A 17,945-nucleotide genomic window follows, 5' to 3' on the forward strand; every position below is an offset into this window, starting at 1 on the left:
CATGAAGATCGGGCTCAACTTCCTGCCCACCGTGGGGCCCGCCGAGATGCCTGGTGCGCGGTTCTACGACGAGATGATCGAGTTGAGCGAGCTGGCCGACCGCCTCTCCTTCAGCCATGTGAAGCTGGTCGAGCACCACTTCCACGAATGGGGCGGATACAGTCCGGACCCGGTGTCCTTGCTGTCGGCTGTCGCCCGGCGGACCTCACAGGTCCGGCTGGTCACCGGAGCGGTCACTCCCGCGTTCACCCATCCCATCAAACTGGCGGCCTCGCTGTCCGTGCTCGACAACCTCTCCCACGGCCGCCTCGACGCGGGGTTCGGGCGTGCCTTTCTGCCCTCCGAGTTCGACGCGTTCGGCGTGCGCATGACGGAAAGCCGTGCCCGGCTGGAAGAAGGCGTCGAGGCCGTCGAACAGCTCTGGTCGTCGCACAACTTCCGCTGGGAAGGCCGGTTCCATCAGTTCGGCCCGCTGCCACCTGTGTTGCCCCAGCCTGTCCAGCGGCCCCACCCACCCATATTCATTGCCGCCACCACCTCGCCCGAGACCTTCACCTGGGCAGCGGAGCGGGGCTACCACCTCATGATCATTCCGGTCGTGGCGAGCCACGCGAAGCTCAGCGGACTGCTCGACCTGCACCGCAGGACCCGCCTCGCGCACGGCCATTCGCCGGACTTCCGGCTCCACGTCAGCTACCACTGCTACGTAGCCGAGACCCAGAGCGAAGCCCTCACCCGCGCAGAAGAGCACTACGCGGCCTACCGCGACAAACAACTGGAGGCATACAGCAGTTGGCGCGGTGTCACCTCGGACGAGTACCAGGGCTACGAGCGCATGGAGGAAGCCGCGCGCAGGACCACCGTCGCCGACCTCATGGCCGCTGACAACATCATTGTGGGCGGAGTGCCGGAAGCCACCGCGACCCTGCGCCGGATCGCAAAGCTCTATCCAGGCGCCGAGTTGAGCCTGCAACTGCGGTTCGGGTCCGTCTCGCACGCCGAGGCCATGCGTGCTGTCCGGCTTCTCGGTGAGCGGGTGCTGCCGGAACTTGTGGGGGACGCATGACCCGGCTCAGCGATCCGGTCCCGCTCAGCCCGCAGCAGGAGTGGCTGTGGGAGAGCCTGCGTTTCATGCACCCCGACGAACCGGGCAGGACCAAGAGCAATGTCTGCCTGGCGTACACGCTGCACGGGCCCGTCGACGCCGACCGGCTCGAACGCGCACTGGACACCGTCCGGCAGCGGCACGACGTTCTGCGCACCACCTTCGACGAGATCTCCGATTCACCACGCCAGGAGATCCGGGATCCGCGGGACGCTCAGTCCTTGCCGTTCGCCCTGGTCGATCTCTCAGGCGTGCCGTACCAGGAGCAGCACCGGCTGTGCGAACTGATCGCCAACGGCGAGTGCGACCGTGTATTCGATCACGTCCAGGGGCCGCTGTGGCACGCGACACTGGTACGCCGTGCTCCGCGCGACCATGTGCTGGTCTTCTCCGTGAGCCACCTCATGCTGGACGCGCCCTCGGTGCAGCTCGTCATCCGGCATCTGGCCGAGGCATATGAGGAGCTGCCGCCTCCCGAGCGGCAGGACCAGTACCGGGACTTCGTGTGGCGTGCCCGCGAGCTGCCGAAGGACGCGGACATACGCCTGGACTACTGGCGGCGGGTCCTCACTCCGTTGCCCGCTCCCCTCGCCGTCCCGACCGACTACCCTGCGGACCCTCCACCGGTGTTCCTCCGGGAGACGGAACCCTTCAGTGTCCAGGCGCGGCCGGCAGAATTGGCCGGCCTGCGCGGGCAGGCGGGTGTGACGCCTTACCTCATCCACGTCGCGGCCTACACCGCCGCCCTTGCCGGTATCTGCGGGGCACGGCGGATCGTGGTCGGCTCTTCACTGACCCGACTGGAACTCAAGGCGGACCTCAATGCCGTAGGACACTTCTCCGATCTGGTGCTGTTGCCGGTCGACGTGAATCCCGAGGACACCTTCGGAGAACACCTGGAGCACGTCCGGGACACCGTGCTCGACGTCTACGACCATCTGCTGCCTTATCCGGTCATCGCCGAGGCGATCGACCCGGGCTTCAAGGCCCGGCGGCCCTGGCCCGCCCGCGCGCTGTACCACGTGTGGGTGCGCGGCAGCGTGCACTCCACGGCCCTCGGGCCACCGCAGCGGCTCGGCGAAGCCGAGGTCCACCCCTTCTCCTTCGCGCACGAGACCTGTTACAGCATCGACCTGGACACCGACCGCTACGCCCACGTCTACGGCCAGAACGTGGTGCCCACGCTGTACATCGGTCCCACCGGCCTCGACGGCGAGATGACGTACAACCGCGCGGTCTTCACCCCGCCGAGCGCGCGGCGCTTCATCGACATGCACCGCCGCAACCTGGAGCGATTGCTGCGAGAGCCGGGGGCCCCGATCGGGGAGGTACGGACGTGATCACCGGCCAGGGCACCCATGACCTCGTCCACCTGGCAGCCCGGCGCGTGCCTGACCGGCCCGCTCTCCTCGACGGTGGCACCGTCATCGGCTACCGCGAACTCGACCGGCGGGCGCGTTCGCTGGCCCAGCGCCTCGTCGAGCATGGCGTGGGCCGCGGCACCCGGGTCGCCGTCACCGTGCCCCGTTCCGCGGAGCACGTCATCGCCACGCTCGCCGTGTGGCAGGCGGGCGGGATCTGTGTGCCCGTGGCAACGGATCTGCCTCGGGCCCGGGTCGCGGACATGCTCCGCATCGCGGGTGTCCGCGTGATCGTGGGGCCGGTGGAGACCGTCGAGGAGATCGCCCTACCACCGGGGGCCGACCCCCTCGACGACCTGCCGGCACCGCCGTCCGGGGAGGACGGCACCATCGCGTACATCTACTTCACCTCCGGCTCGACGGGGCGTCCCAAGGCGGTCGCCGTGCCACATACCGGGATTGTCAACGAGGCCCAGTGGTCCCACAGCGCCTTCGCCATCCACCCCGAGGACCGCGGCAGCTGGCTGGCGTCCCCAGGGTTTGCCATCTCACGGTGGGAATTGTGGACTCCGCTCACCGCGGGCGCCGCGGTGGCGATCTCGCCGGAGGGAACCGTGTGGGAGGGCTCGGCGCTCCGGGACTGGTTGGTACGGTCCGGCGTCAACTGGAGCATCGTCGTGACCGGGCTCGCGGAGCGGCTGCTCAGCGTCGACTGGCCCGACCCCTGCCCGCTGCGGCTCCTGGTGGCGGGCGGCGAGCAACTGCGGGTCTGGCCTGAGGGCCTGCCCTTCGACGTGGTCAACTCGTACGGCGTGACCGAGGCGTCCAGTGTGCGCCTCGCCGCATGGCTCGACCCCGCCGCGGCCGCCCCCGGACGCCTCCCCCCGGTCGGGCACCCGATCCGGGACACCCGCGTCTATATCCTTGATGACGAACTCGCCCCCGTGGCCCAGGGGCAGGTCGGGGAGCTCTTCATCGGCGGCAGGGGGCTGGCCCGCGGTTACCTCGGCGACCCTGACCAGACCGCGGAGCGCTTCCTGCCCGATCCCTTCCTCGGCGCCGGCCACCGCATGTACCGCACCGGTGATCTGGCCCGCGTGGTGGCGGACGGCGAAGTGGAGTTCGCAGGCCGGCGCGACGACGATCCGAAGGTCGCCGGAGTCCGTGTCGATCTGGCGGCGGTTGAGGCCGCACTCCTCGCCCACCCCGGTGTCAAAGCCGCGGCGGCTGCGATCCACACCGGAGAGGCGGACCGCCCCCGCCTCGTGGGCTACCTGGTCACCGAACATGACGACATGGCACCCGACGGCGTGATCGACTCACTGGCCGAGCAACTGCCGGCTCCGATGGTGCCGAACGTGTTGGTACGACTCGCCGCCTTGCCTCTGCTGCCCAGCGGCAAGGCCGACCGCAAGCGGCTCCCGGAACCCGCACCGGACAACGTGCTCCGCAGCCACCGGGCCGAGGCCCGCGACGACAGCGAGCGTCGGGTCATCGACGTCTTCAAGGAGATCCTCGGTATCGCGGACATCGGCGCGCACGACGACTTCTTCGGGCTGGGCGGAGACTCACTGGGCGTCGCCCGGGTACGGCAAGCCCTGCTTGAACGACATGGCATGGATGTCCCTTACACGGTCATCTTCCGGCAGCGCACCCCGCGCCGGATCTGCGCGGCCGCGCGGGAGAACGGAGACAGAACTCAGTGACGTCCGTCCACACACCCGCGCGGCTTCCCGCACTGGCGGAACGCACCGGACACCTCGCGGACTCCGCCATCGGAGCCGTACTCCGGCTCACCGGGACCAGCGACGTGATCCCCCTGGCAGCCGGCAGTCCGGCACCGGAGACCTTCTGCTCACAAGAGTTCACCGAGGTCACCACCCGCCTGCTGAAACGAGACCCGGCCGCCCTCCAGTACGGCGATGCCAGTGGCCTGCCCGCACTGCGATCCTGGATCGCGGCCCAGGTCCCCACCGCAACAGGCCGGTCGTACGAGGCCGACCGCGTGCTGCTCACCCATGGCTCGCAGCAGGCGCTCGACCTCCTGTGCAAGGCGCTGCTCGACCCCGGGGACGTAGTCGTCGTGGACCGGCCCAGCTACCTCGGCGCGCTACAGGTCTTCCGCCTTTTCCAGGCCCGCGTGGTGGACGTCCCGATCAGCTCGGACCACGGCCTCGAACGGCTCGGGGAGGTACTCGCCTCAGAACCGCGCACCAAGATGATCTACGTTGTCCCCGCCTTCGCCAACCCGACGGGCACGAGCCTCACCGCACCGCGACGCGAACGGCTGAGCGAACTCGCCGAGCGGTACGAGTGCGTGCTCGTCGAGGACGACCCCTACCGGGAACTCGGCTACGACCCGGCCGCCCTCCCACTCCCCGCTGCACCTCCGTCGGAGAACACCGTGCGCATGGGCAGCTTCTCCAAGGTGCTCTTTCCCGGGGCACGCCTCGGCTACGTGATCGCCCCGCCCTCGCTCATCGATGTCCTGATGAAATTCAAGCAGGCGGCCGACCTGGGCAACTCACACCTGCTACAGCAAGTGGTACACGATCTGGTGCAGGACTCCACGTTCCTGGCGGCCCAGCTGGACCGGGCGCGCGGCGTCTACCGCGAGCGCCGGGACGCGCTGGTGTCCGCCCTGGCCGGAGCCTTCGGCTCGGTTCTCGACTTCGAAGTCCCCCGCGGTGGCTTCTTCGTCTGGGGCAGGTTCCCCCAGGGCACCGACACCGCCCGTCTGCTGACGGCCGCCCTCAAGGAGGGGGTGTCCTACGTACCTGGGACCGACTTCTACGCGACGGACCCCGACCGCGCCACGCTACGGTTGTCGTTCTCCTGTGCGCGCGCCGAGGACATGCCGGAAGCCGTGGAGCGGTTGGCACGCGCCTGGCACGACAGCAGCGAGGACCGGCGAGAGTGAAACTGACCAGGAGAGACGGGGCGTTTCCCGATCTGGACAAAGCCCCTTTCGACGTCGAGGCGTTCCTGGCCCGTCCGCTGGTCGCCCGCCTCGCCACGGACGGGCCACGCGTGCGGCCCGTGTGGTTCCTCTGGGAGGACCATTCGTTCTGGGTGCTCACCGGTCCCTGGGCCAGACTTGAGCAACGGCTCCGCCGCAACCCGGTCTTCGAACTCGTGGTGGACTCCTGCGAGCTGACCACCGGCCGTGTGCTCCAGGTCGTCGCACGCGGTCACGGCAGTGTGGTCGACTTCGATACCGACCGTGGACGACGCAAACTCACCCGATACCTGGGCGAGCGGGAGGAGCTGTGGGACCCGCGCTTCAGCCTCGACGGCACCTCGTCCTCGCGCTGGGCGCAGCTGACGCCCCATACCCTCTGGGCCGCCGACCTGTCCTTTCGGCCATCGTCCGCAGCGGAGGTGACACGACGGTGACCACCGAGAGCACCGACGAGGCCGCACCCGCGCCGCCCGACAGCCCCTCGTACCCGCAACTGCTCAGGCGGAACCCGCGTCTTGCGGCACTGCTGGCCAGTTACGTGGTCTCAAGCGTGGGTGACGGCATCGTGCTGATCGCGCTGCCGTTGCTGGCGATCCGCCATCACGGCACACTCTCCACCCCCGTGGCGGTCAGCTTGACGATGACCGCACCGTACGTGCTGACCACGGTGATCGCCCTTGGTGTGGGCCTTGGACGGTTACGACTGCCGATCCGCGGCGTAGTCATCACCGACAGCGCCCTGCGCACCGCGCTGTTCGCGGTGGTGGGCTCGGCCGCCCTCGCCGAGTGGATCGACATCCGGGTCATGGTGGCTGCCCTGATGCTGGGGTCGGTCCTGCACCTGCCGGCCTCCAGCGCCCGGCGCCTGGTCGCCACCGGGATGGCCGACAAGAAGGACCTCTTCGCCGTCAACGGACTGCTGGGCTTCGCCAACAGCGTTGCCCTCTACGTCGTCGGCCCGGCCCTCGGCGGCGCGGTCACCGTCCTCTTCGGCACGGGTATCGCCTGTCTCTTTCAGGCGGCGAGCTTCCTCGTCCTCCTGGGGGTCGTCTGTCTCGTCGTGCCGACGCAGCCGGGGGCGGCACGCAAGGAGCGTGCCTCGCAGTCCGGCTGGCGCATCCTGCGGCTGCACCCCATGGCGGCCCGTCTGTTCGCCGTGGTCTTCCTGTTCAACCTCTCCTACATGCCCGTGGAGGTCGCGCTTCCGCTGCTGGCCAAGGAGGACCTGCACGGCGACGGAAGCACCCTGGGCTTCGTCTGGACCGCCTTCGGGGTCGGCGCACTGGTCGGCGGCGCTCTCACCAACCGGCTGCGCAAACTGCCCCAGCAGGCCGTCCTGGTCTCCGTGATCGCACTGTGGGGCGCCTTCGTCGTGATGCTCGGCCTGGCCCCCTCCCTGCCGGTCGCGGCCTGCGCCTTCGCTCTGGGGGGACTCGTCTACGCCCCGTTCACGCCGATCGCCTACACGTTCGTCCAATCGGCACTCCGGCCGGAGGAGCAGCAACCGGTCATCACGCTGTGGACGACCGGATCGACCCTGGCGGCCCCGGTCGGACTCCCGCTCAGCGGGCCGGTGGTCGGCGCACTCGGCGCACGCGGCGGACTGCTGCTGTCCGCGGGACTCACCCTCGCTCTGGTCCCGCTGGCGGCCCAGGGCCTGCTCAGATCGCGCCGAGACGTCACCGAAGACTGACGCAGACAACAAGAGGAGCGCACACGTGCAGGGATACGAAGCATCGACCTACGGAGACCGCATGGTCGACCACGACGCCATCGGCTGGCCGGCCGCCAAGGATGAAGAGGCCGCCGTGGCCTTCCTGGTGGAGGTGGCCAAGCCCGGCCCGGCGCTGGAACTCGGCGTCGGAACCGGTCGGGTCGCCATCCCTCTGGCGCGCGCCGGCATGCGCGTCACCGGCATCGACGCGTCCGACACCATGCTCCGGCAGCTGGCCGACAAGCCCGATGGCACCCAGGTGCGAGCCGTACGAGGCGACTTCGCCGATGTCGGCGTCGACGGGACCTTCGACCTGGTCTACGCCGTGCAGCACACGTTCTTTCTGCTGCGCACTCAGGACGACCAAGTACGCTGCTTCCAGAACGCCGCGGCACGACTGGCTCCCGGCGGCGCCCTTGTACTACAGCTCTTCGTGCCCGATCCGCACCGGCTCATCCAGCCCCAGTCGACCGATCCCCTGCAAGTGGCACTCGACCAGGTTGTGCTCCGGGTCTCCCAGTTCGACCGGGTGGAGCAGACGGTCACCCGCCAGTACATCGCCATCACGGAGACCGGCACCAAGCTGTACCCTATGGTCTTTCGCTACTCCTGGCCCGCCGAACTGGACTTGATGGCCCGCATGGCCGGCCTGCGGCTGGAAGGCCGCTGGAACGGCTGGTCGCGCTCCCCCTTCACGGCGGAGGGAAGCTACGTGGTGGTCTACCGGAAACCGCTCAACAGCTACGCCTCTCCCGGTTCACCTGCCACACCCTGACCCGCAGTTCCTCGCCGACGGACATCGTCTTCAGCGCATCCGTCAACCGCTCTGCGGTACGGACGTTGCAGCGCCCCAAGCCGACCAGCGCAAAGGGTTCGTCGCTCGCGCCGGTCACCGGGTCGACGCACAGGGACGGAACACGACACCGACCCCGGCGTGCGCGTATCGCAACGACTCCACGATCTCTTCGGTCGTGCGCACCTTTCCCTACGTCCACACTGAGTTCCGTATTTACTACACAGCGTGGTCGACGGCTCGCTAGCCTGGCCAGACAGGGCGCCCCAACCATCCGGACTGTGGGAGAGGGAGTCGCGATAGCAGGCCGCAAGGACCTCGACCCGTCGTCATCGCCGCGCGCCATGCTGGGCGCGGAACTCCGGCACGCGAGAGAGAAGGCGGGGCTCAGCCAGGAGGAGCTGGGCCAACGGCTGTTCGTGAGCGGGACGTTCATCGGACAGCTGGAGTCGGGCGCGCGGAGGATGCAGCCGGATTTCGCACGGATGCTGGACGAGGTCCTGAACACGGGGGCTTCTTCAAGCGGAACTGCAAGGCGGCGGCCAAGTCGAAGTATCCGGAGCACTTCGCCGAAGCGGCGGAGGCCGAAGCTCAAGCCACGGCGATCAGGGAGTACGCGCCGCTCCTGATCCCCAGCGCCGGGAGACCGGCGGTCCAGCCGTTATGGCGGAGGCCTTGCGCCACATCGCTGTCCTTGCCGGCCGCAGCGGGGTCATCGTGCAGGTACTGCCACTGAGCGCGGCAGCGCACAGCTCGATGCAGGGCGCCCTGAAGCTGATGGAGTTCGAGGACGCCCCTCCGCTGGTCTACCTGGAAGGGGTGCGCACCGGACGACTAGAGGACGACCCGGCCACCGTCGCCCAGCTGAGGTTTACATTCGATCTTCTCGCGGCCTCCGCACTCTCGCCGGAGAAGTCTCTGGCCCTGGTCGAAGCGTTGGCGCAGGACTACGCTCATGAGGAACATCCCTGAGTACGACCTGAGCACAGCCGTATGGCACAAGTCGAGCTACAGCGGCGGTGGCGGCGACTGCCTGGAAGTCGCCGACGGCCACCCCGCCCTCGTCCCCGTCCGGGACTCGAAGAACCCCCGCGGCCCGAAGCTGATGTTCCCGGCGCATGCCTGGTCCGCGTTCGTCACGGACGTGAAGCGCGCAGCCGGGGCCACCGGTTGAGCGAGCCCGGCGTGCCGCGCGCGAGACTCACCCAGGCGAAGATCTCCCGCGTCGAAGGAGCGGACATCGCCTTGGACGACGACCGCGAGGAAGTCATCTTCATCGCGCATCCGGTCTTCAGCGAGCCGAAGGAAGGCCGCTACCAACGGACACTCTCGTACCCTTGGGGATCCCCAGTGCCGCTGCCCGGCCCCGTCGGCGTCACACTGGACACGGAGAAACTGAAGGACTACGCGGACTGACCATGAACCACGCCCAGCTCACCGCCCTCGGACGGGCCCTGCGGCTCGTCGGGGAGCACGGGGAGGCCCTGACCGGGGACACTCCGGACTCCCGGCTGCACGAGATCAAGGCCGATCTGCGCCGGGCGCTCGATCTGCTGGACGAGAGTGTCGCCGCCGGCGCGCCCGCCACCCGCTGCCCCGAGCACCCGCAGGGCCCCGTGGACGAGAGCGCTCCCGATCTGTGTCTGCTCTGCGAGACCCGGCGCCGGGCTGCCCGCCGGTCGGAGTACCAGAGCGGGGGCAGGGCCGAAGCCGCCCCCGCCGCCACCGCGCCCTCCCGTTACGGCGTCCGTGCCGACCGGCCGCAGCCGCAGCAGCGCTGGCTGCCCGAGGCCTGGAACGGGCAGGAGTGGCAGCTGTGCGGCACGCCCCGGCGGGACCGGCGTGAGGCCGAGGCGTATCTCGCCGCCCAGCGACGCTCGTCCCGGCCCGCCATGGCCTACCGGCTCGTGCACGAGTTCACCGACTACGAGGTGCTGCGCGTGTGGGGCACGCCCGTGCGCGTCGACATCGAGCCGATGGGCAACCTATAGCAGCGGCAGGGCACCGAACGCGTACCCCTCCCAGATGCGCCGGCTCCCTTCCTCCGGATACGGCCCCACGTGCGGCTCGGCGTCCAGGATCTGCACCGGGCGGCTGTCGGTGTCGTACGCCGGCCAGCCCGGGTCGCCGGTGCGGGCGAAGGCCGGCCAGGCGTGCTGGAGGAACGCGGTGAGCCGCTCCGCCTCCGGGGTGGGCTTGCCGCCGGGGAAGAGCAGCGGGCCCAGGTCGGCGCCGTACGTGCCGAAGAGCAGGGGGATGTCCAGGGCGTGGCAGGCGCCGAGCGTGCCGGTGCCGTCGGGGGCCGGCCAGGTCAGCTCGTAGACATGGGCGCGGCCGCCGCCCGCGAGCTGGGCCTCGGCCAGGCGCAGGCTCGGTATCACGAACAGCCAGTCGGTCTGGACGCGTTCGAAGAGCCCCTCCGGTCCGGCGCCGGGGAAGGCCGAGCGGTACGCCGTCGCACCCGCCTCCCCGCCCGGCGCGTACAACCGCAGGGTCTGCGCCGCCCGTTCGTCCGTGATCCTGCCGGGCAGGCCGGCCATGAGCAGGAAGAGCCGGAACTCGTCGCGGTTGTGCCCGACGAGGAGGTCGATGTCGCGAGCCGCGCCCGCCGCCAGCGCCTCCCACGGCGTCGTGGGCAGTACGTCGCCGTCGACCACCGGGGAGAAGGGGACGGCGGTCGGGGCCGCCTGGCCCCAACGTGCGGTGTACGCCGGCATCTTGGCGCCCAGCGTCTGGCCCGCCTGGGTGAGCTGCTGCGGGTCCACCTCGCTCAGGTCGGCCGCGGTGGGCGTACGGCCCGCCTCGGCGGCCAGATCGCCGGCGATGTCGGCGGCCAGCTCGGCGGAGAAGAAGGTGCCGGGCACGCTCTGGGCGATCGCGCGCCGGAACAGGCCGCGCGCTCTTGGCATGGCCAGCAGCGCGGCGATGGAGCCCGCGCCCGCCGACTCGCCGAACACGGTGACCCGGGCCGGGTCGCCGCCGAACCCGGCGATGTTTTCCTGGACCCACTCCAGGGCCGCCACCTGGTCCAGCAGGCCCCGGTTGGCGGGGGCGCCGGTCCACAGGGCGAAACCCTCCATGCCCAGGCGGTAGTTGAGGGTGACGACCACGGCGTCACCGGCGCGGGCCAGGTGCTGGGCGTCGTAGCCCGGCTGGCCGCCGTGGCCCAGTTTGTACGCCCCGCCGTGGATCCACACCAGCACCGGACGAGCCGCCGACGGATCCGGGTCCGGGGTCCAGACGTTGACGGTCAGCCACTCGTCACCCGCTGCGAACGGGACCTGGGCCGTACGTCCGAGGAGACCCGCCTCCTGCGGGGGCGGCGGCCCGAACGCGTACGCCTCGCGTATGCCGTCCCAGGGGCGGGCCGGACGCGGGGCCTGGAAGCGGTCCGGGCCGACGGGTGGTGCGGCGAACGGAATCCCCCGGAACACCGACAGCCCCTGCTCGCGCAGGCCGCGCACCGCGCCGGAGGCGGTGCGCGCCACGGGACCGTCGATGTCCGGGACATCGCCTTCCAGGGCCTGGGGCCGACTCGTCGTCATACTCGCTCCTCACTGGTCATCAGAGGAACGCACGAGCACGACGACAAGTGCCCGATCCTGGAACGGGATCCGGAAGGTCGGCCGGGAGTCAGCTGAGGGTCTTCACCGCGGCGGCGTCGTACGGCTGCAGCTCGTCGAAGCGGTCGGCGAGCACCTTGGCGGCCCACTGCGGGTCCTGGAGCAGCGCGCGGCCGACGGCGACCATGTCGAACTCCTCGGCCTCCAGCCGGTCGAGGAGGTTGTCGATGCTCTTGACCTCGGAGCCCTGGCCCTGGAAGGCGGCCAGGAACTCGCCGTCGAGGCCGACCGAGCCGACCGTGATGACCTGCTTGCCGGTGATCTTCTTCGTCCAGCCGGCCAGGTTCAGGTCCGAGCCGTCGAACTCCGGCAGCCAGTAGCGGCGGGTGGAGGCGTGGAAGACGTCGACACCGGCCGCGGCGAGCGGGGTGAGGATCGCGTCCAGCTCCTCGGGGGTCTCGGCGAGCCGGGCGGTGTAGTCCTGCTGCTTCCACTGCGAGTAGCGGAAGATGATCGGGAACTCGGCCGAGACGGCCTGGCGGACCGCCGCGACGATCTCCGCGGCGAACTTGGTGCGGGCGACCGCGTCACCGCCGTAGGCGTCGGTACGGCGGTTGGTGCCCTCCCACAGGAACTGGTCGACGAGGTAGCCGTGGGCGCCGTGGATCTCCACGCCGTCGAAGCCGATGCGCTCGGCATCCGCGGCGGCCTTGGCGAACGCGGCGACGACGTCGTCCAGGTCCGCCTGCGTCATCGCCTTGCCGGTCGGCTCGGCGTCCGCCGCGACCAGGCCGGACGGGCCCATCGCGGGGGCGTCCGGGAAGGGGGCCTCGCCGTCGTTGCGGACCATGCCGATGTGCCACAGCTGCGGGACGATGGTGCCGCCCGCCGCGTGCACGTCCTCGGCGACCTTCGCCCAGCCCGCGAGCTGCTCCTCCCCGTGGAACCGGGGCACGCGCGCGCTGTTGCCGGCCGACTCGTGGCCCACGTACGTGCCCTCGGTGACGATCAGCCCGACGCCGGCGGCGGCACGGCGCGCGTAGTACGAGCGCACGTCCTCGCCGGGGATGCCGCCGGGAGAGAACATCCGGGTCATCGGCGCCATCACGATCCGGTTCGGCACGGTGAGGCCGTTGAGCGTGATCGGGCGGGACAGCAGCTGGGCCGCGCGGGAGGCGGGGGCGGGGGTGGTCACGTGGGGGCTCCTCGTGAGTGGCGGTCTATCGGTTAACCGGTCAGTATGTGAAGGCGCATCATTACAGCACCTTAAGTAAGTAACACCTATGCTGTGGCCCACATTCCCGGAATCCGGAAAGCGAGAGCAGATGCAGCCGACCTTCGTACTGGTCCACGGAGCCTTCGCGAACTCCTTCTCCTTCGCGCCGCTCCAGGCCGAACTCGGCCTCCTCGGACACCGCTCGGTGGCCGTCGACCTGCCCGGCCACGGATTCGCGGCGACCTATCCGCGCGCCTATCAGACGCCGCAGGACCTCGAAGAGCTCGCCACCACCCCCGGCTCGATCAAGGGCGTCACGCTCGCCGACAACGCCGCACACCTGATCGGGATCCTGGAGCGGGCCAAGCGGAACGGGCCGGTGATCCTCGTCTCGCACAGCCGGGGCGGCGTCACGGCCACCGCCGCGGCCAACGCACGGCCGGAGCTGATCGACCGCATCGTCTACGTCTCGGCCTGGTGCCCGGTCGACCTCGACGTCAACGACTACTACGCCGAGCCGGAGATGGCCACGGTCGACGCCGCTTCCCTGGCGCCGGCGCTGGCGGGGGACCCGGCCGCGCTCGGCCTGCTGCGCGTCAACTTCCGCACCGCCGATCCGGCCGCTCTCGCGGCGCTGCGGGCGGCCTTCCTCGCCGACGGCACCGACGACGAGTTCCTGGCCTTCCTGAACACCTTCCAGCCCGACGAGAGCCTGGACGCCGGCACCTCCGCCGACCGGGCGCAGGCCGAGACCTGGGGCCGCATCCCGAAGACCTTCGTACGCCTGGCCGACGACGCGAGCCTGCCGCTCGCCCTCCAGGACCGGCTCATCCGCGAGGGCGACGCGCTGACGCCGGACAACCCGTACGACGTCCGCACCCTGGCGAGCAGTCACCTGAAGTGGCTGATCGACCCGGCACCGGCGGCCCGGCTCCTGGGCGAACTCGCCGCGCTCCACTAGGAAGCGCGCGGGAGAACCGTGGATACGCCCGAGGGCGGCACCCCCTGTCGCAGACAGGAAGTGCCGCCCTCGGAAAAGGACAGGTGATCCGCAGCGGGATCAGAAGTCCATGTCACCGCCCGGCATGCCGCCGCCGGCCGGCGCGGCGGCCTTCTCCGGCTTGTCGGCGATGACGGCCTCGGTGGTGAGGAACAGCGCGGCGATGGAGGCGGCGTTCTGCAGCGCGGAACGGGTCACCTTCGCCGGGTCGATGATGCCCTCGGCGACCAGGTCGACGTACTCGCCGGTCGCGGCGTTCAGGCCGTGGCCCGGGGTGAGGTTGCGGACCTTCTCGACCACCACGCCGCCTTCGAGGCCGGCGTTGACGGCGATCTGCTTCAGCGGGGCCTCAAGGGCGAGCTTCACGGCCTGGGCGCCGGTCGCCTCGTCACCCTCCAGCTCCAGCTTCTCGAAGACGTTGGTGGTCTGCAGCAGGGCCACGCCACCACCGGCGACGATGCCCTCCTCGACGGCCGCCTTGGCGTTGCGGACGGCGTCCTCGATGCGGTGCTTGCGCTCCTTGAGCTCCACCTCGGTGGCGGCACCGGCCTTGATGACGGCCACGCCGCCGGCCAGCTTCGCCAGACGCTCCTGGAGCTTCTCGCGGTCGTAGTCGGAGTCCGACTGCTCGATCTCGGCACGGATCTGGTTGACCCGGCCCGCGACCTGCTCGGAGGAGCCGGCACCGTCGACGATGGTGGTCTCGTCCTTGGTGATGACGACCTTGCGGGCGCGGCCCAGCAGGTCCAGGGAGGTGTTCTCCAGCTTGAGACCGACCTCCTCGGAGATGACCTCGCCACCGGTGAGGATCGCGATGTCGTTCAGCATCGCCTTGCGGCGGTCGCCGAAGCCCGGGGCCTTGACGGCGACGGACTTGAAGGTGCCGCGGATCTTGTTGACGACCAGGGTCGACAGGGCCTCGCCCTCGACGTCCTCGGCGATGATCAGCAGCGCCTTGCCGGACTGCATGACCTTCTCCAGCAGCGGGAGCAGGTCCTTGACCGAGGAGATCTTGGAGTTGGCGATGAGGATGTACGGGTCCTCCAGCACCGCCTCCATGCGCTCCATGTCGGTCGCGAAGTAGGCGGAGATGTAGCCCTTGTCGAAGCGCATGCCCTCGGTGAGCTCCAGCTCCAGACCGAAGGTGTTGCTCTCCTCGACGGTGATGACGCCTTCCTTGCCGACCTTGTCCATGGCCTCGGCGATCAGCTCGCCGATCTGGGTGTCGGCGGCGGAGATGGACGCGGTGGAGGCGATCTGCTCCTTGGTCTCGACGTCCTTCGCCTGCTCCAGCAGGGCGGCGGAGACGGCCTCGACGGCCTTCTCGATACCGCGCTTCAGAGCCATCGGGTTGGCGCCGGCGGCGACGTTGCGGAGGCCTTCCTTGACCAGGGCCTGGGCCAGGACGGTCGCGGTCGTCGTGCCGTCACCGGCGACGTCGTCCGTCTTCTTCGCGACTTCCTTGACCAGCTCGGCGCCGATCTTCTCGTACGGGTCCTCCAGCTCGATCTCCTTGGCGATGGACACACCATCGTTGGTGATCGTGGGGGCGCCCCACTTCTTCTCAAGGACGACGTTACGGCCCTTGGGGCCGAGGGTGACCTTGACGGCGTCGGCGAGCTGGTTCATACCGCGCTCAAGGCCGCGCCGCGCCTCCTCGTCGAACGCGATGATCTTGGCCATGTGAAGTGGTCCCTCCAGGACTGGGGGTGATTCCTTCGGACCGCGCCCGCGCCCGCGACGGACGGCTCGCCGGCCTGTGGTTCCTTGCCCCACGTGGCCTACGGGCCTCACCGACCCGGTCCTTCTTTGTCACTCTCGCCTTCAGAGTGCTAACGCCAATGATTAGCACTCGGGGTACGAGAGTGCAAGGCGCCCGCGAGGCGGGCTCGATGAGGGGTGGTGGTCGGGTGACGGGCGGGCGGGGGCGCCTCTCGGCCTTCGGCAGGGGCGCGAGGACCACGCCGAAGGGCCCGCACCTCTTGCGAGGCGCGGGCCCTTCGGACAAGAAACGTTCAGGCGCTGAGGCGAACCATGTCGGCCTGCGGGCCCTTCTGGCCCTGCGAGATCTCGAACTCCACCCGCTGGCCCTCTTCCAGGGTGCGGTAGCCGTCCATCTGGATGGCGCTGTAGTGGACGAAGACGTCCGCACCACCGTCGACCGCGATGAAGCCGTACCCCTTCTCCGCGTTGAACCACTTGACGGTGCCCTGAGCCATGCCTAACTCCCCTATTACTGGCCCTTGCACAGATCCACACTTCGCGGACCCGGGTCAGACCTCACCCCCCATTGGTCGGGGGCGTGCGCCGGAACGCGTCGACCGCGGCTGAATGTATCTGTCCAACTGCCGTCTGCAACAGGTCAATCGGACGAGAAATCTGGACGCGCCCGGTCCGGAATCTGCCTAGAGTTCGGCCGATTCCAGGGCAAGTCGGGCCGTACAAAGAGGTGCGAAAGCCGCATAAAACCCGCATACTTTGGCTACTTCTTATCGGGTGCGCGGCGTGAAATCCGGGACCCGCGACCCGCGGGTCCGGGGCGGGTTCCCCAACTGTACCGCGCTCAATCACGCAGAATGGCCCCCTCCGTTTCTCTCACGGAGGAGGCCATTCGATGAACAATCCGTAACCCGCATTACCGAAGGTAATGACCGGTCATTCGGTCAGCATCCACCCGCTACCGCGGGAATGATGGAGACACCCGCGCCGTCGGGGGTCGCGGTCTCCAGGCCCTGCTCGAAGCGCACGTCGTCGTCGTTGACGTAGACGTTCACGAACCGGCGCAGCTTGCCCTGGTCGTCCAGGACACGGGCGGCGATGCCGGTGTGGTTCTTCTCCAGGTCCGCGATGACCTCGGCGAGGGTCCCGCCCTCGGCGGCGACCTCGGCCTGACCGCCGGTGTAGGTGCGCAGGATGGTGGGGATGCGAACGGTCACGCTCATGCGAGGCCAGCCTCTCGGAAGGAGTCCAGGGTCGGACGGATGGTGGCGGTGAGCCCCGTGCCGGCCACCGCGTCGAGGGTCTTGAGGCCGTCGCCGGTGTTGAGGACGACCGTGGTGAGCGACGGGTCGAGGACGCCGTTCTCGATCAGCTTGCGCGTCACGCCGACCGTCACGCCACCCGCCGTCTCGGCGAAGATGCCCTCGGTGCGGGCCAGCAGCTTGATCGCGTCCACCACCTGCTCGTCGGTCACGTCCTCCACCGCACCGCCGGTACGGCGCGCGATGTCCAGGACGTACGGCCCGTCGGCCGGGTTGCCGATGGCGAGGGACTTGGCGATGGTGTTCGGCTTCTGCGGGCGGACCACGTCGTGCCCGGCCTTGAACGCCGTCGACACCGGCGAGCAGCCCTCGGCCTGCGCGCCGAAGATCTTGTACGGCCTGTCCTCGACCAGCCCGAGCTTGATCAGCTCCTGCAGACCCTTGTCGATCTTCGTCAGCTGGGAGCCGGAGGCGATCGGGATCACGATCTGGTCCGGCAGCCGCCAGCCGAGCTGCTCGCAGATCTCGTACGCCAGGGTCTTGGAGCCCTCGGCGTAGTACGGCCGCAGATTGACGTTGACGAAGCCCCAGCCCTCGCCGGCCGGGTCGCCGATCAGTTCGGAGCAGAAGCGGTTGACGTCGTCGTAGTTGCCCTCGATGCCGACCAGCTCGCCGCCGTAGACCGCGGCCATGACGACCTTGCCCTGCTCCAGGTCGTGCGGGATGAACACGCAGGAGCGGAAGCCGGCGCGGGCGGCGGCGGCGCCGACGGCACCGGCCAGGTTGCCCGTGGAGGAGCAGGACAGGGTGGTGAAGCCGAAGGCGCGGGCGGCCTCCAGGGCCTGCGCGACGACCCGGTCCTTGAAGGAGTGCGTCGGGTTGCCGGAGTCGTCCTTGATGAACAGGCCGCCGGTGACGCCGAGTTCACGGGCGAGGTTGTCGGCCTTGACGAGCTTGGTCCAGCCGGGGTTGATGTTCGGCTTGTCGGCGACGTCGGCCGGGACGGGCAGCAGGGGCGCGTACCGCCAGATGTTCGCCGGGCCGGCCTCGATCCGCCTGCGCAGCTCTTCGGTGTCGTAGGCGGAGAAGTCGTAGGCGATCTCCAGCGGGCCGAAACACTCCTCGCACGCGAAGACCGGGCCGAGCGGGACACGGTGACCGCACTCGCGACAGCTCAGGGCCGCGGCCGGACCGAGGTCGACGGTGGGAGTGGAGGTGCTTGCAACTGTCTGCACAGCCATGGAGGCGAG

Annotated in this window: 17 protein-coding genes and 1 pseudogene; 12 read left to right on the forward strand and 6 right to left on the reverse strand. The window is 69.6% G+C overall.

All coding sequences use genetic code 11. From position 1 onward, the window contains the following. Position 1 precedes the first annotated feature (1 nt). From LE548_RS18405 to LE548_RS18455, 11 genes and pseudogenes are all read left to right on the forward strand, one after another. Complete coding sequence (locus LE548_RS18405; protein ID WP_225097959.1) at positions 2-1,066, forward strand: LLM class flavin-dependent oxidoreductase; 1,065 nt, start codon at positions 2-4, stop codon at positions 1,064-1,066. Further along, positions 1,063-2,445 (forward strand): condensation domain-containing protein, encoded by a 1,383-nt coding sequence (locus tag LE548_RS18410; protein WP_225097960.1) that lies wholly within the window; start codon positions 1,063-1,065, stop codon positions 2,443-2,445. Before LE548_RS18405 ends, LE548_RS18410 begins: the two co-directional genes overlap by 4 nt. Further along, positions 2,442-4,172, forward strand: a complete 1,731-nt coding sequence (locus tag LE548_RS18415; RefSeq protein WP_225097961.1) for a non-ribosomal peptide synthetase — start codon at positions 2,442-2,444, stop codon at positions 4,170-4,172. The genes LE548_RS18410 and LE548_RS18415 overlap by 4 nt, the downstream gene beginning before the upstream one ends. Continuing rightward, positions 4,169-5,386 carry a PLP-dependent aminotransferase family protein gene (locus LE548_RS18420; RefSeq protein WP_225097962.1) on the forward strand — a complete coding sequence of 406 codons (1,218 nt, stop codon included), beginning with the start codon at positions 4,169-4,171 and terminating at the stop codon, positions 5,384-5,386. Before LE548_RS18415 ends, LE548_RS18420 begins: the two co-directional genes overlap by 4 nt. Further along, positions 5,383-5,862: a pyridoxamine 5'-phosphate oxidase family protein gene (locus LE548_RS18425; RefSeq protein ID WP_225097963.1), complete on the forward strand. Its 480-nt coding sequence runs from the start codon at positions 5,383-5,385 to the stop codon at positions 5,860-5,862. The genes LE548_RS18420 and LE548_RS18425 overlap by 4 nt, the downstream gene beginning before the upstream one ends. Continuing rightward, positions 5,859-7,121, forward strand: coding sequence for an MFS transporter (locus tag LE548_RS18430; protein WP_225097964.1), 1,263 nt, complete (start codon positions 5,859-5,861; stop codon positions 7,119-7,121). Before LE548_RS18425 ends, LE548_RS18430 begins: the two co-directional genes overlap by 4 nt. A 25-nt stretch (positions 7,122-7,146) precedes the next feature. Continuing rightward, positions 7,147-7,917, forward strand: a complete 771-nt coding sequence (locus tag LE548_RS18435) for a class I SAM-dependent methyltransferase (RefSeq protein ID WP_225097965.1) — start codon at positions 7,147-7,149, stop codon at positions 7,915-7,917. A gap of 317 nt (positions 7,918-8,234) precedes the next feature. Then, positions 8,235-8,907 (forward strand): annotated as a pseudogene (locus LE548_RS18440) (Scr1 family TA system antitoxin-like transcriptional regulator). Then, positions 8,891-9,109: a DUF397 domain-containing protein gene (locus LE548_RS18445; protein ID WP_225097966.1), complete on the forward strand. Its 219-nt coding sequence runs from the start codon at positions 8,891-8,893 to the stop codon at positions 9,107-9,109. Before LE548_RS18440 ends, LE548_RS18445 begins: the two are co-directional and overlap by 17 nt. Then, positions 9,106-9,351, forward strand: coding sequence for a hypothetical protein (locus LE548_RS18450; RefSeq protein ID WP_225097967.1), 246 nt, complete (start codon positions 9,106-9,108; stop codon positions 9,349-9,351). Before LE548_RS18445 ends, LE548_RS18450 begins: the two co-directional genes overlap by 4 nt. Positions 9,352-9,353: 2 nt before the next feature. Further along, on the forward strand, positions 9,354-9,926 hold the full coding sequence (locus tag LE548_RS18455) for a hypothetical protein (protein WP_225097968.1): 573 nt from the start codon (positions 9,354-9,356) through the stop codon (positions 9,924-9,926). On the opposite strand, the gene LE548_RS18460 is transcribed toward LE548_RS18455, so the two are convergent. Then, a complete protein-coding gene (locus LE548_RS18460; protein ID WP_225097969.1) occupies positions 9,921-11,480 on the reverse strand; it encodes a carboxylesterase/lipase family protein in 1,560 nt (519 codons plus the stop codon). The two genes, LE548_RS18455 and LE548_RS18460, sit on opposite strands and share 6 nt — an antisense overlap. 88 nt (positions 11,481-11,568) lie before the next feature. Then, positions 11,569-12,693 carry an NADH:flavin oxidoreductase gene (locus LE548_RS18465; RefSeq protein ID WP_225097970.1) on the reverse strand — a complete coding sequence of 375 codons (1,125 nt, stop codon included), beginning with the start codon at positions 12,691-12,693 and terminating at the stop codon, positions 11,569-11,571. A 130-nt stretch (positions 12,694-12,823) separates the two neighbouring features. Here LE548_RS18465 and LE548_RS18470 point away from each other — a divergent pair, with 130 nt between their 5' ends. After that, positions 12,824-13,675, forward strand: a complete 852-nt coding sequence (locus LE548_RS18470; RefSeq protein WP_225097971.1) for an alpha/beta hydrolase — start codon at positions 12,824-12,826, stop codon at positions 13,673-13,675. Positions 13,676-13,774: 99 nt separating this feature from the next. Here LE548_RS18470 and groL read toward each other — a convergent pair whose 3' ends face one another. From groL to thrC, 4 genes are all read right to left on the reverse strand, one after another. Next, positions 13,775-15,397, reverse strand: coding sequence for a chaperonin GroEL (gene groL / locus LE548_RS18475; protein WP_225097972.1), 1,623 nt, complete (start codon positions 15,395-15,397; stop codon positions 13,775-13,777). Between the two features lie 332 nt (positions 15,398-15,729). After that, entirely contained in the window at positions 15,730-15,933 is a 204-nt protein-coding gene (locus LE548_RS18480; RefSeq protein ID WP_004929928.1) for a cold-shock protein, read from the reverse strand. A 444-nt stretch (positions 15,934-16,377) separates the two neighbouring features. Continuing rightward, positions 16,378-16,656, reverse strand: a complete 279-nt coding sequence (locus tag LE548_RS18485; RefSeq protein WP_225097973.1) for a MoaD/ThiS family protein — start codon at positions 16,654-16,656, stop codon at positions 16,378-16,380. Then, positions 16,653-17,936: a threonine synthase gene (gene thrC / locus LE548_RS18490; protein WP_225097974.1), complete on the reverse strand. Its 1,284-nt coding sequence runs from the start codon at positions 17,934-17,936 to the stop codon at positions 16,653-16,655. The genes LE548_RS18485 and thrC overlap by 4 nt, the downstream gene beginning before the upstream one ends. Positions 17,937-17,945 lie beyond the last annotated feature (9 nt).

Origin of the sequence: Streptomyces sp. CoH27 (genome assembly GCF_020181035.1) — a bacterium.
In the GTDB taxonomy this organism is placed as follows: domain Bacteria; phylum Actinomycetota; class Actinomycetes; order Streptomycetales; family Streptomycetaceae; genus Streptomyces; species Streptomyces camelliae.